10 protein-coding genes and 1 riboswitch are annotated in these 12875 nt (G+C 40.7%); of the genes, 3 read left to right on the top strand and 7 right to left on the bottom strand.

What is annotated here, in order from left to right; translation table 11 throughout:
• The 3 genes from ACI35L_RS07670 to ACI35L_RS07660 form a co-directional block, all read right to left on the bottom strand.
• Positions 1-1285, bottom strand: a 1285-nt coding sequence (locus ACI35L_RS07670) for an MFS transporter (RefSeq protein WP_439802595.1), incomplete at its 3' end; no start/stop codon positions are given.
• 74 nt (positions 1286-1359) lie between these two features.
• Entirely contained in the window at positions 1360-2478 is a 1119-nt protein-coding gene (locus ACI35L_RS07665; protein WP_049672279.1) for a 5-methyltetrahydropteroyltriglutamate--homocysteine S-methyltransferase, read from the bottom strand.
• A 99-nt stretch (positions 2479-2577) separates the two neighbouring features.
• Positions 2578-3495, bottom strand: coding sequence for a LysR family transcriptional regulator (locus tag ACI35L_RS07660; protein WP_049672280.1), 918 nt, complete (start codon positions 3493-3495; stop codon positions 2578-2580).
• 202 nt (positions 3496-3697) lie between these two features.
• Positions 3698-3797: riboswitch (guanidine-I (ykkC/yxkD leader) on the top strand.
• 53 nt (positions 3798-3850) lie between these two features.
• Between ACI35L_RS07660 and ACI35L_RS07655 the strand changes: the two genes are divergently transcribed.
• Together ACI35L_RS07655 and ACI35L_RS07650 are read left to right on the top strand one after the other, a co-directional pair.
• Positions 3851-4192, top strand: a complete 342-nt coding sequence (locus ACI35L_RS07655; RefSeq protein WP_049672281.1) for a DMT family transporter — start codon at positions 3851-3853, stop codon at positions 4190-4192.
• Positions 4192-4506 (top strand): DMT family transporter, encoded by a 315-nt coding sequence (locus ACI35L_RS07650; RefSeq protein WP_049672282.1) that lies wholly within the window; start codon positions 4192-4194, stop codon positions 4504-4506. Before ACI35L_RS07655 ends, ACI35L_RS07650 begins: the two co-directional genes overlap by 1 nt.
• 255 nt (positions 4507-4761) lie before the next feature.
• On the opposite strand, the gene ACI35L_RS07645 is transcribed toward ACI35L_RS07650, so the two are convergent.
• The 4 genes from ACI35L_RS07645 to ACI35L_RS07630 form a co-directional block, all read right to left on the bottom strand.
• Complete coding sequence (locus ACI35L_RS07645) at positions 4762-6444, bottom strand: SWIM zinc finger family protein (protein WP_049672283.1); 1683 nt, start codon at positions 6442-6444, stop codon at positions 4762-4764.
• A 227-nt stretch (positions 6445-6671) separates the two neighbouring features.
• Positions 6672-8303, bottom strand: coding sequence for a DUF2075 domain-containing protein (locus tag ACI35L_RS07640; protein ID WP_049672285.1), 1632 nt, complete (start codon positions 8301-8303; stop codon positions 6672-6674).
• 26 nt (positions 8304-8329) lie between these two features.
• A complete protein-coding gene (locus ACI35L_RS07635) occupies positions 8330-8647 on the bottom strand; it encodes a nucleotide pyrophosphohydrolase (protein ID WP_049672286.1) in 318 nt (105 codons plus the stop codon).
• A gap of 159 nt (positions 8648-8806) precedes the next feature.
• A complete protein-coding gene (locus ACI35L_RS07630) occupies positions 8807-10330 on the bottom strand; it encodes a glycosyltransferase (protein ID WP_439802594.1) in 1524 nt (507 codons plus the stop codon).
• A 568-nt stretch (positions 10331-10898) separates the two neighbouring features.
• Between ACI35L_RS07630 and ACI35L_RS07625 the strand changes: the two genes are divergently transcribed.
• Positions 10899-12659, top strand: coding sequence for a glycoside hydrolase family 3 protein (locus tag ACI35L_RS07625; RefSeq protein ID WP_049672288.1), 1761 nt, complete (start codon positions 10899-10901; stop codon positions 12657-12659).
• Positions 12660-12875: the final 216 nt, after the last annotated feature.

The following is a 12875-nucleotide window of genomic DNA, read 5'->3' as shown; positions in this document are numbered from 1 at the left end:
TTTCACGTATCAGGCTCATGGCAATCGCGCCAAAGATTGCTGCTATCCCGATAGCGAAGAAATTAAACTGTGGTGAGATACCAAAAGTCAGTAGAATCCCTACATATGTCGGGGCTACAATCGATCCGATTCTCCCGAATGCCATTGTACTGCCCAGGGCCGCCGCTCGCACCTCAACCGAATAATATTGAGCCACATACGCATTGGACATATTTTGCAAACCGACAGAAGCTGCACCAATGAGTGCAATCAGCCCGTAGGCAACATAAATATTTTCCGAGAATCCAATCAGCGTCAATGATACTGCTCCGACAAAGTACAGCGGGATAAGAACCCGTTTGAAGCCAAGCAATTGAATCAGATTTCCAAATATCATCGTGCCAACAATGGACCCAAGCTGCAGAACAACGATAAACATCAGACTGGACTTCAAATCATAGCCGGCATTCATCATTAATGTTGGAAGCCATGTGTTCAAGGAATACATGAGGATGAATGTACAGAAGCAGGATAACCAAAACATCGCCGTACTTAAGCCAAGTTTGTTTTTGAAGAGATCGCGAACAGAGGATTGGTGACCAGCTCCTTCTTCTACTACAATAAAAGCAACATTATCAGGAAGCGTTGGATCAACCTTCTTTAAGACTGTGCGAAGGACTTGTGAATCCTCTTGTTTCATAAGTGAATGAATGGACTCCGGGACAATCCGGATTATGAAGGGCAGTGCCAGGAGCGGTAAAGCTGCCACCCAGTAGACAGGCTGCCACCCGAATCTCTCAAGTAATAGTTGTCCGCTAAAGGAGGCGAGCATCGCCCCAACGGAGTACCCGCAAAAGATGAGGGAAATGATAGCGGCACGATGCTTCATAGGAGCATATTCAGAGATTAACGCCGCAATATTCGGCATTACCCCTCCAAAACCTAATCCCGCAATAACCCGGCAAATAATAAAAAGAAGCGGTGTCGGCGCAAAACCAGATAATAACGTAAAGAAGCTAAACAAGAAAGTCGTAAATAAAATCAAGCGCCTTCTTCCAAATTGGTCTGAATATAGGCCAAAAATTACTGCACCAATTGCTGTCCCAATTGTCGTATAGCTGCTGATTGACCCCGCCATCATGTCCGAGATCCCCCATTCCGCTTTTAGAAATGGAATCGTTGCACCATAAATGACAACATCATAGCCATCGAACATCATGATAAAAAACATACAACTAATAAAAATATAATGAAAGCCTCTAAGTTTACTATGATTTATACGTTCAATAGGATTCACTTTCTCCATGGCGCCCTCCAAATCGTTTATCGTTTCTGGAAATGCATAGCCGCCTGCACAGGATACAGGCGGCTGCATCTAGTTTACTGCCAAACCTCTTCAGCAATTTCTTTTACAAAACGAAGCTTGCGCCATTGCTCCTCTTCCGTTAGAATATTTCCTTCCTCCGTAGAGGAGAAGCCGCATTGGGGGCTTAAGCACAACTGCTCAAGCGGAACATATTTTGCCGCTTCTGCAATCCGTGCTTTTATGGCTTCTTTATCCTCCAATTCGCCATTCTTAGATGTTAGCAAGCCAAGCACGATCTTCAAATCCTTGCGATTAACGTATTTCAATGGTTCAAAGCTTCCTGAACGCTCATCATCAAACTCGAGGAATAAACCATCAACATTAAGGCCGCCGAATATTACCTCAGAGGCATAATCATATCCCCCGCTTGAGAAATAATTCGATTTATAATTCCCGCGGCAAATATGCATCGTCACAGCCAAGTCCTCTGGTTTATTGGCAATCGTCTCGTTAATCATCCGCTGCATGACCAGCAGCTCCTCTGCAGGGTCCAAGCCCTTTGCCCGCAGCTTGTTGTGACCTTCTTCTGAAAAGAGATCAGACCATGCTGTATCATCCAGCTGCAGGTATCGGCAGCCTGCATCATAAAAGGCTTGAATAGCCTTTTGATAAGCGGCAATCGTATCTTGCAAAAGCTTCTCCCGGTCTTGATATCTATCATCATTTATATCCGCACGATAGAGAAGCATATTCGGGCTCGGGATAGTTTGTTTGACGACAGCATCACCCGCATGCTCCTGTACAAATCGGAAATGCTCCAGAAATGGATGGTCCGAGAAATCAATCTGGCCACTAACACGAATTCCTTCCTTGCGTGTCTCCATCTTGTGAAAGCTAAGACCCGTCTCCTTTTCATAATAGTCAACGCCATCAAGACCGCCTAAGAAGTCAAAATGCCACCAGCTTCGGCGGAATTCCCCATCCGTTACCCCAATTAATCCATTTTCCTTTTGCTTTTCGATAAGGTGAATGATTTCTGCATTCTCGACATTCTTCAATTCCTCGTATGTAATGGTACCAGCTTTATAATCCTCTCTTGCCTGTTTAAGAGGCTCCGTGCGCAATAAGCTGCCAACGTGATCGTAACGGAATGGTGCAGTGATTTTTGTACTTTCTTGAATGTGGATAGTCATGAAATGCATCTCCTTCTTCCTTTGTCTTATTAGGAAGTGTAGCATGACCGCATCACTCGCAGATAACACTTAAAATGTATCTCTAGCTATAGCTTTAAACTATAGCAAAGCTTGCTCTTCAACGATTGTATCTTTTAAATACTCGATATAAATATTGGCAAGCGGGCTGTTCTTCACATTTTTATGTGTAATATAGCCGACCCTGATTTCTTCATCAACACGCAGTGGTACAGACACAATGTCTGATCCATTCAGTTCGCGGCTGATGACACCTGTGGAGATTGTATAGCCATTCAGGCCAATCAATAGATTAAACAAAGTGGCACGGTCACTGACATGAATATTCTTCGGCCGTGAAATTGTACTTAAGATTTCCTCCGAGAAATAAAAGGAATTATAATCCCCTTGCTCAAACGATAGGTATGGATAAGGGAGGAGATCGTTTAAGGTCACATATTCCTGTTTCGCCAACGGATTGCCCGAGCTGATGAATACATGAGGTCTCGCCGTAAACAGCTGATGAAAGATGAGATTCCCTTCCCGCAGGAATTTCGAAATCACCTTCTCGTTGAAATCGTTCAAATAGAGGATGCCAATCTCGCTATGCAGATTCTTCACATCCTCGATGATTTCATACGTCTTCGTCTCCCGTAACGAGAACTCATAATCCTCACGATGATAATTCTTCAACAGGCGCACAAATGCACTGACCGCAAACGCATAATGCTGGGAGGAGACCGAGAAATGCTGCTGGGTTGACTGCGCACCCGCATAGCGGTTCTCCAGCAAATCCGCCTGTTCCACCACCTGCCTCGCATAACCGAGGAACTCCACTCCCTCAGGTGTCATCGTGATTCCTTTATTTGTCCGGATGAACATCACGATTCCAAGCTCATTCTCTAATTCCTTCAGTGCATTAGATAAACTCGGCTGACTGATGAACAGATTTTGTGCAGCTTTACTGATCGAGCGGCTTCTCGCGACTTCAATTACATATTTCAACTGTTGCAGCGTCATGAACAACCGCCTCTTTTCTGATTATGTTGATTTCCTCTGCAGGCAGACACCGTCCGCTTCGAACAAGAAACTTTAAATAATCATAGTTTACCAGAAAATTCAGATACATAGGTATATTTGATATCAAGATTAAACTCCACCACGAAGTGTCTTTTCTTGATTACTTGGGGGAATTTTGTATAATAAAAGGAATTAAATCAATCAAAAAGTTTTCTAGGGTTCCGCAATCATATCGGTTGGCCTGGTCCGAGAGAAAACTCACAGCAATTGCTGTGCCACGGAAGGATAAAAGCCTGGGAGATACTGTTTAGCAGCTATCTCTCGGGCTTTTTTGATTTTTTAGGAGGTTATTGAGATGAACAAGGATTGGATTCAAGTATTCATTGCCGCTGTCTTTGAGGTACTTTGGGTGATTGGCCTGAAGCACGCAGACAGCCTGTTGGACTGGGGAGGAACGGTCGCAGCCATTATCATCAGCTTTTCGGGGCTCATCATGGCCAGCCGTAAGCTTCCGGTCGGAACCGTTTATGCTGTCTTCGTCGGGCTTGGTACAGCAGGTACCATGCTGTCTGAGGTTCTCTTCTTTGGAGAGCCGCTTAAATTAGAAAAAGTGATTCTCGTGCTCATCTTATTGGCCGGCGTAATCGGATTGAAGCTTGTCACAGATGATGAGCCTAAGAAAGGAGAGGCTTCCTAATGGCATGGATATCGTTAATTTTAGCCGGAGTATGTGAAATGATTGGTGTGGCAATGATGAATAAATGGAATAATGACGGCAAATGGACGTCGATTCTTTTGCTGATTCTCGGATTCGGTGCAAGCTTCCTTTTCCTTTCACTTGCCATGGAGACATTGCCAATGGGAACTGCCTATGCCATCTGGACCGGCATTGGTGCCTCTGGAGGTGCTATCGTCGGAATGCTGATTTACGGCGAATCAAAGAACTGGCGCAGGGTTTTGTTTATCTTCATGATTCTCGGGTCGGCTGTTGGATTGAAGCTAGTTTCCTAGACAAAAAACACAATACCCTAAGCAAATGGTATTGTGTTTTTTCGTCTTATGATCCATGTGTGCTTGAACCTATCTGTAATTTAAGCTACATGATTCCCCTTTTCCCTTATGCACTCTGCACTTATACCTTCGTGCCAAATGGAAGCTTGGAAAGAGCCATATTTCACCGGAGTTCACCACTCAGCTACCAGCTCCCGAATCACAATCAAATGCTCTCTGCTCCGTTGTCCAGTTTATTAATGCAAAATCCCTTCCTCACCCTATTTTCCCAAGCTCATCAAGAAAAGCTGGCCTATTCTTAAAAGTCTGTTTTAACTCTTCAATAAAGAGGGCTGTATTTCTATTACCGCCTATTTTCTTATAATCTTTAATGATCTTGCAGACTTTTTTATACTTCTTACGTTCATTGGCTTCAGCCGCTTCCGCTTCTATGAATGTCTTAAAGATTTTATTTACATCAGCAGCGTAATCTTCAAGCAAGTATGGATACAATTCTTGAATGGCAGATGGATAGCGACGACAATAGGCTAACAACTTATCATTCAGCTTTTCTTCTTTCAGAATCTCTACATAGATAGATATTGGGTATGTTTTTTTCTCGAGTGTATGAAGAATATCCTGTTGAACAGTTGGCCACTCCTCTTTTGTATATAACTCTTTCAGTTCCAAATAATACTGAAAATAATTCCTATAAATGAAATCAAGCATCAATTCTCGCTGCTTAGGAATATCTCCAAGCCCTTTATAAGCCTGCAATAAATATTTCTTCCATTGCAAAACAAGACCCGCATAGTCTTTGTTAAGAGAGATTCCCTCTTTACATAGTGAAACTACTTCCGTGTATTTCTCGTTCTCTAACAGGTGAAGAATCGCCTTTTCTCTAAAAGGACTATAGGCGATGTTTTCATAAATGAATTTGAGGGCTTTCTCTTCACCGTCATGATATTCCCATAATTCTAATTGGATGAGTTTAATTCGTTCAAGCTCATATTTAGCACTCCAACTAGTCATATCCAGTCCATTCAAGCGAGTATTCAACTGCTTCTCGAACTTTTTTCTAATCCCTGCATCAGCACAAAAAGGAATGCATACTCGCAGTAGATCATTACTCCACTCACCCCACCCATCGTAGCGTTTATGCATGGCTTCCTTCATCACCACTGTATATAAATGATTTTTCTGCTTAGCATCCATAGATTCTATATTCTGACGAACTGCTTCCTGAGTAATTTTAATACTCTCATTTATGACAGAGCCAACACTTCCGCCTGAGTCATCACTGTATTGTAGCATTCTAACCACCACCGAAAGGATTGCAATACATAACAATACCGCCTCTTCCGCATGACCCTCTACAGCCTTTTGCCGTGCTTTTTCTAGTACAATATTTGCCCCTTCTAATGCATGGTCTACATCCCTCCAAGCAATGAAGCCGCTCCGTTTATACTGCCGAATATAGCTATTTATCAACTCCTTACTTGAAGCAACCTCATCCTCAGTCGTTGCATACATGTACTCTATTCTTTTTGCAATCTCAGGATTTCCCTTTACTAGCTGTACTGCCAGACTCAATAGCTCAGCTTTTGAAAGCCTTGAAAGAATAGTTTCAATATCCTCTTTTTTCTTTGTGTTCTTCACCTTCTTATTCTTTTCCGGAGCAGATAGCGTGCCGATTTTTTCTCGAAGTGCATAAAAGGCCGCTACCTGATGCTTGCAATAATCGCCCCAATCATACGGACAATCACAAGCTGAATGGACAATTTCTCCCTCTCCATTTAAATTGATTTGAATTGTATAATGATTAGAACCCATGATTTCTGCCACAAAATGCTGTGGACTAACTTCAACCATCCCTAATATGTGATTCTCCTCAAAATATCGTTTTCCTCGATCCAATATTTTCCTTGGCACATACTCCTCAAAAGCAGTCAATTTCACACTAATTCTCCTCTCGTCTATGATAAATGAATATTATGATTCTATATGGGCAACCCTTATTAAATCTTTTATCGTAATCATCTATCTATTTATTATTACCAGAATCAAGCATCCTATCCAGCTAGACATTATGACATTACTTCTTAAAAAAAACCATCATGGTTATAATGGAAATGCAAAAAACCGAATTCCTGGCAAAGGCATTCGGTTATCTCATTAGGTCGATATCACTTCCTCCATGAGAATCTCTCTGCTTCAAGTTCCAATAGTCTCTTTCTTAGATTAGAATCATGGGCATATATATACAACCCATGAACTCCCCTCTTCATCAGGACATTCAGCGAATTCAAGATAATCTTCTCCATGATTTCTTCACTGTTTTCATAGTCGCTTCTGCCCCTGAAGGCCTCAATATCCTTATACTGATCCGGGTAAACTTTCAGTGTATCAGAATCTTTATCATAGCCTATTGACGGGCCTAGAATGACTCCAACATAGTTTAAATCAAAGCCTTGAATCGTATAAATGGAGCCGACTTCCCTGATTGTCTCAGCTTCCTCGGCCCATGTACGGTTTCCATAATCATTATTCCAGGGAAGCTTGAAGTTTCCTTCTTCGACATAATAGGCTTCTCCATCTTTCTTATGAACATAGTCAAAGGTTGAAACAATTCGAGCCAGTCCATGCTTGCGGTCCATTTGTTGGATGACCTCATACATCTCAGCGGCCGAGTCAAAAATCCGAAAATCATACTTGTCTTCAATTGGCATCGGGCTAAGTTTCTTTTCGACAAACTGATCTATCCAATTGACGAGAGCATCGGAGGCGCGTATTCGAAACTGGTTCTTTAGGACATAGTCTCCCTTTTGACAGCCTTTTGTAACTTGTTTCAGCTTCTCCTCATCCCAATAGCTTTTCATCTTCAGGACTTGCTTATCATCAAAAACGACAATCGCAATCTTGCTGTGTCGGATAATTTCCTCGAGATGATTTTCTTCCGTGAAATTATTATAGCTGTCGGATTTAGTTAGCAGTAAATGAGCTTCATCCACTAAGACAATATCCGCCCGATGCCCCAGCTTCTTGCGCCTGTTAATAAAGCTTGTTGGTTTCTCGAAATGTTTCTTAGAGAGTGCCTTCACATTCCCGGCGATCTTTTTATACGTTTTTAACATTTCCGAATGATTGACCAATAGATAGTTATCCGTCTTATACAAAGGACTATCCTTATCCTTTGATAGCTCCTGAATTTTATTGAAAACAGAGCTGAGGACTACACTCTTTCCGACACCGGCTTCCCCTTTAATGATGAAAACAAATCGGACCTCATCATTAATATGTTTTTCGCAGACTTCGATGATTTCCTGCTGTAACTCCAGCTGGCCAATCGTCATCTCTTTAAATGGAGAAAGCTTAAAAACATCCTTATTCTCAATCGCCTGCCTGGAATGGTCGACCATCTCCCTCTTTAAGAGCTCTGTCCAAATATCATCAAATACCTCTTCGTCAAAGAACTTTTTCTCATAATAATTATGCATCACGCTCTTAACAGTCTGACTCTTATTCTGCAGCTTGTAGCGCTCATCTGCCAAGAAATAATTAATCAGCTTCGTCTCAATATTATAAGTTGCAGAACGGTTGAATTTCTCATGCTTGATAATGGACATTTTCTTTAAAGATTTCCGTTCATGATTCTTCAAATGGTCCCTCATTCGATTTTTGACAGCCACTGTCTCTCCTATGTATACAGTCGTATCATTATTCAAAAAATAAACGACAGGATAGTCGATATAAAAGCCGTTCATGCGATTAATTGATTCCTTATTAAATGCCATCGTCTCTATATCCACTTGTCCCATTCCCCATCCCACCTATCTATAGCTGATTATAAACCTGCATCATTATGGTTTTGCGGAGCCGGATACTTAAGCGCATTCTTCTTAAGCTTGCGAAGCGCTTCCTCCTCCAAATCGATATCCAATTTATCGGCTAACTGCAGAAGATAAATAAACACATCAGCCATCTCTTCTTTAATATTCTGTCTAGATTCACGTGCAGCCTCTTCACTGTCCTTCCACTGGAAATTCTCTAGCAGTTCATTCGCCTCTAAAGAAATCGATATCGCTAAATCCTTCTCATTATGGTATTGGCCCCAGCCTCGCTCATCCCTGAATTCCAGCACCTTTTTCATGACTTTCTCCATTTAGCAACCCACCCAACTTTAAGTTCTATCTATTCTACTTTATCATTTTTCAATAAGAAGACAAAAAAGTCAGCAGTTCCTCCCTGAAACCTCAATCCCCTATACTGCTTAGTAATAAAACATAAAAAAAGCCCTTCCAAACGAAGGACTTTTCACTTATTATGACCTTATTTTTCGATTTTCTAATGCTTTAGATACAATGGAAACCCACTCTTCATCCTTTTCGCTAAATTCTCTTTCAATTTTTCGAAGGGCTTCCTTTCCCATTTTTAATGCTAATTCAACATTAGTAAACATGAAAATCATGGACTCAGCCAGCTGGTCAATATTGTTTTTTGGTACAAGTATGCCATTAATACCGTCATCAATCAGTTCTTTTGGACCGTAATTAATATCATAGCTCACAACTGGTGTAGCATTAGCCATACTCTCTAATATAGATAGAGGAAACCCTTCTGTTCGAGAGGCTAAAATGCTAAATAATGCACCTTGATACTTTTCTGGGGGATTCTGTGCATAACCATTTATTTTTATATGACTAGTCAAATTGGCTTTTTCAATCATTTGCTGCAAATTCTCTTTTTCAGCTCCATCACCCCATAATTCCAATCTAGCATCAGGAACCTTCTTGACGACTAGTTCAAAAGCTTGAATGATGTGATCAAAATTCTTAATTGCAGCATACCTGCCAATCGCTACCGCAAGTCGTTCATCTCTACCAATCTTCGGCCGGCCTAACCAGTTTTTTTCAATAGAAGGTTTTACTATATTTGGCATCACATATAGATTATCCTTTGGACCAAATCTCTTCTCAATATCCTCCTTCTGCTGCTTGGTTAGAACTAACGCAGCATCAAACTTATCCAAATAATCAAAGCCTGTCCGAACAGGCGGGGCGATCTCAGAATCATCCTCAAAAGGCGCCGTAAGATGATTGCTGTGAAGCCTCCAAATTTTAGCTGCTTTTTTATTTGTTACCTTAATCATTAACAGGTCTGTATTCCTAGCATCAGAGACTAGAACAGGATTCTCTTTGTCCTTAATGACTTGTTCAATCCATGCAGTTTTCAACTCATCATCATTACTATATATCGCTGACATGGAGCCATCCTCATTAAACACATTGACGCGAACAGATTTTCCATTTTCCGGATTGACCCATTTAGATAAATAGGCTTGGTTGTTATTTCGGTAAAAAACCATTTGACGAGGCTTATTTAGCTGGTAGTCCATGAATGAAACTTTTCTTATTATGCCAAATTCATCGTATATTTCTCTTTTTGTTCGATAGCGTTCTTCATTAAAATAATCAATGAAATCTAATTTTCCATTTTTGCGGTACTTTTTGTACCTCACATACAATCCATTCTCATAAACACGGAAAGCATTATGTCCAATATGCGGATCTAAATATCCTGTTTCACTAGGTTCATCCCTTTTAAGAGGTTTTTCTTGCCCACATAATCCCTCATATAGATTTAGTATCTTTACCTCTTTACTCAATAAACCTTGATCAATCAATTGTTTTCGAATAGTATCATATCTCGTATCAAAATTAAATGTTAGTATATGAGTATCAAAGCCCATCCTGGCAAATGTATTCGCCTGAGTTAAAGACGCTTTTGTCAAACCACCCCGTTGTACATCCAAAGAATTGATTAAGAAGTACATCGTCGCATTCATTTTTTACCAACTCCCTCATAGATAGAACTAATACTTATACCATAGATATTGAAAATTATTACTATTAACCAATGGATGCTCTAGGTGAAAGATTGAACTGGTGTACCATCTTTAGCACCCTTCCGTTATACGAATCCCTTCCAAAATAGTAATTCAGAAATATCAAATACTTAAATCATCCTTATGTATCTGAATTCCCCACTTGTCACTAAAGTAACCCTTCTATTATCTTTTTGAACACTTTACAAGCTCCACACATCATTCATTGTGATCTCTCAATGAATAGTCTTTCGAAACGTCTTTTAGAATGAACTGACCTTTCTCTCATCTCTTTCATTTCTCTATTAAGCCACTACAGACATGACAAAATGTTCTCCGATGTTGCATAAAAGGCTAGCATTTCGTTAAAAAATTGACTAATATATTAGTATACAAGTATACAAGTTTCGCATAGTTTTAATCTCTTTCTCTTCGTTACATGATTAATAACTCACGAAAGCGCTTTAAAAACTAGTTACTTGTAAAGTTTCAATAAGAACCATTACTTTTTTAAAAGGAGCTTTTATCAATGGGTAAAGTAAATTTAAAAGCACAACCATATAATTTAACAGACGATGATATTAAATGGGTTCAAGATACAATCAGCTCTATGACCATCGAGGAGAAGATCGGTCAATTATTTGTCAACATGGGATCTAGCCGTACAGAAGAATATTTAACAGACATGGTTAATCAATATCATATCGGCGCCGTTCGCTATAACCCTGGAAAAGCGGAAGAAGTATATGATCAAAATAAAATCTTGCAAGAGAAAAGTAAGATTCCTTTGTTAATCGCAGCGAATACAGAGGCTGGCGGAAACGGAGCTTGTACGGATGGAACAGAAGTTGGTTTAGAAGTCAAAATCGGGGCAACTAACGACACAAAATGGGCATATGAAATGGGACGTGTTTCCGGCGTTGAAGCATCTGCCATTGGCTGTAACTGGAGTTTTGCTCCAATTGTAGATATAAACTACAACTGGCGTAACCCAATCATCTCCAGCCGTTCATTCGGTTCTGACCCGGATTTAGTGCTTGAGATGAGCCTCGCTTACATGAAGGGTATTCAGGAAAGCGGAATTGCTCCAGCAGCAAAACATTGGCCTGGAGACGGCGTAGATGAGCGCGACCAGCATTTATCCTTCTCTGTAAACAGCCTCTCTACAGAAGAATGGGATGCAACATACGGTAAAGTATACAAAGGCTTAATTGATGCGGGTCTGCCTTCCATCATGGCAGGACATATTCATTTGCCAGCCTATGAGAAACATTTCAATCCTGGCAAAAAAGATGAAGATTTGATGCCTGCAACATTATCAAAAGAAATCACTACAGACCTGCTTCGCGGCAAATTAGGATTTAACGGGGTTGTCGTAACAGATGCGAGCCATATGCTCGGCTTAACTGGCGCTATGAAGAGAAGTGAACTACTTCCAACATCCATCGCTGCAGGCTGCGATTTATTCCTATTCTTCAATGATCCAGATGAAGATTTCGCCTACATGATGGACGGCTATAAGAAGGGAATCATCACAGAAGAACGTTTGCAAGAAGCACTAGAACGTATTCTTGGTTTGAAAGCAAGCCTCGGACTTCATAAAAAAGCAAAAACAGACATTATGCTGCCTAAAGAAGAAGCTATGGCGAAAATTGGACTTCCAGAAAACACAGCCTTGTTCAAGGAAGTTGCTGATCAAGCCATCACATTAGTAAAAGACAAACAAGATATTTGGCCAGTTACACCTGAGAAATACAAACGCGTTCTATTAGTTGACGTAAAAGGTGTTCAGGGCGGATTCGGCGCTCTAATCGGAAGTAAAGAAAAAGCGGTTGATATGATGAAAGAATTGCTTGAAGCACAAGGTTTCATCGTAACTGTTTGGGAATCAACTGAAGAGAAAATCATGAAGCTTCCAGAAGAGGAAAGAGCAGCAGCTATCGCAAACGTCTATGCTCAAAAGAGACCAATCACGGAGCTAACTGATAATTATGACCTAATCATCAATATCGCAAATGTAAACCCAGGTACGGTTCAAAGAATCGTATGGCCTGCAAGTAAAGGAACGCCAGACATTCCGTTCTATATCCATGAAGTGCCAACAATCTTTGTTTCTGTTCAATATCCGTACCATTTACCAGATGTTCCGCAAGTCAAAACATACATCAATGTGTATGACAGCAGAAGACAGTCATTAGAAGTACTTGTCGAGAAATTGATGGGACGCTCTGAGTTTAAAGGGGTAAGTCCAGTTGATGCTTATTGCGGATTTGTTGATACGCGAATTTAATAGCACAGAATGAAGAAGCAGGGATACCTATTCCCTGCTTCTTTGTTTTGAATTCTGTTTCGGATTCTATTCCTATCATTAGGCATTCGCCCTTACCCATAACCATCGTGTTTTCGCCAATAAACCTTATTCAATCGAACCTTTCCGAGAAGCTCAGTTCCATTCTCACTTCAAATCAAAAAACAGGCGGGACTAAAACTGCATCCCACCTGTTCA

Source organism: Pradoshia sp. (assembly GCF_051873915.1).
GTDB lineage: Bacteria > Bacillota > Bacilli > Bacillales > Pradoshiaceae > Pradoshia.
The sequence above is the reverse complement of the archived record's forward strand: the minus strand, read 5'-3'. Positions and strand labels throughout refer to the sequence as shown.

What these genes read in the sequence shown, in the direction of transcription:
- ACI35L_RS07650 (WP_049672282.1), top strand. Translation starts at nt 4,192, where the DNA reads ATGGCATGGATATCGTTAATTTTAGCCGGAGTATGTGAAATGATTGGT.
- ACI35L_RS07630 (WP_439802594.1), bottom strand. Translation starts at nt 10,330, where the DNA reads ATGAATGCGACGATGTACTTCTTAATCAATTCTTTGGATGTACAACGG.
- ACI35L_RS07635 (WP_049672286.1), bottom strand. Translation starts at nt 8,647, where the DNA reads ATGGAGAAAGTCATGAAAAAGGTGCTGGAATTCAGGGATGAGCGAGGC.
- ACI35L_RS07665 (WP_049672279.1), bottom strand. Translation starts at nt 2,478, where the DNA reads ATGACTATCCACATTCAAGAAAGTACAAAAATCACTGCACCATTCCGT.
- ACI35L_RS07660 (WP_049672280.1), bottom strand. Translation starts at nt 3,495, where the DNA reads ATGACGCTGCAACAGTTGAAATATGTAATTGAAGTCGCGAGAAGCCGC.
- ACI35L_RS07640 (WP_049672285.1), bottom strand. Translation starts at nt 8,303, where the DNA reads ATGGGACAAGTGGATATAGAGACGATGGCATTTAATAAGGAATCAATT.
- ACI35L_RS07625 (WP_049672288.1), top strand. Translation starts at nt 10,899, where the DNA reads ATGGGTAAAGTAAATTTAAAAGCACAACCATATAATTTAACAGACGAT.
- ACI35L_RS07655 (WP_049672281.1), top strand. Translation starts at nt 3,851, where the DNA reads ATGAACAAGGATTGGATTCAAGTATTCATTGCCGCTGTCTTTGAGGTA.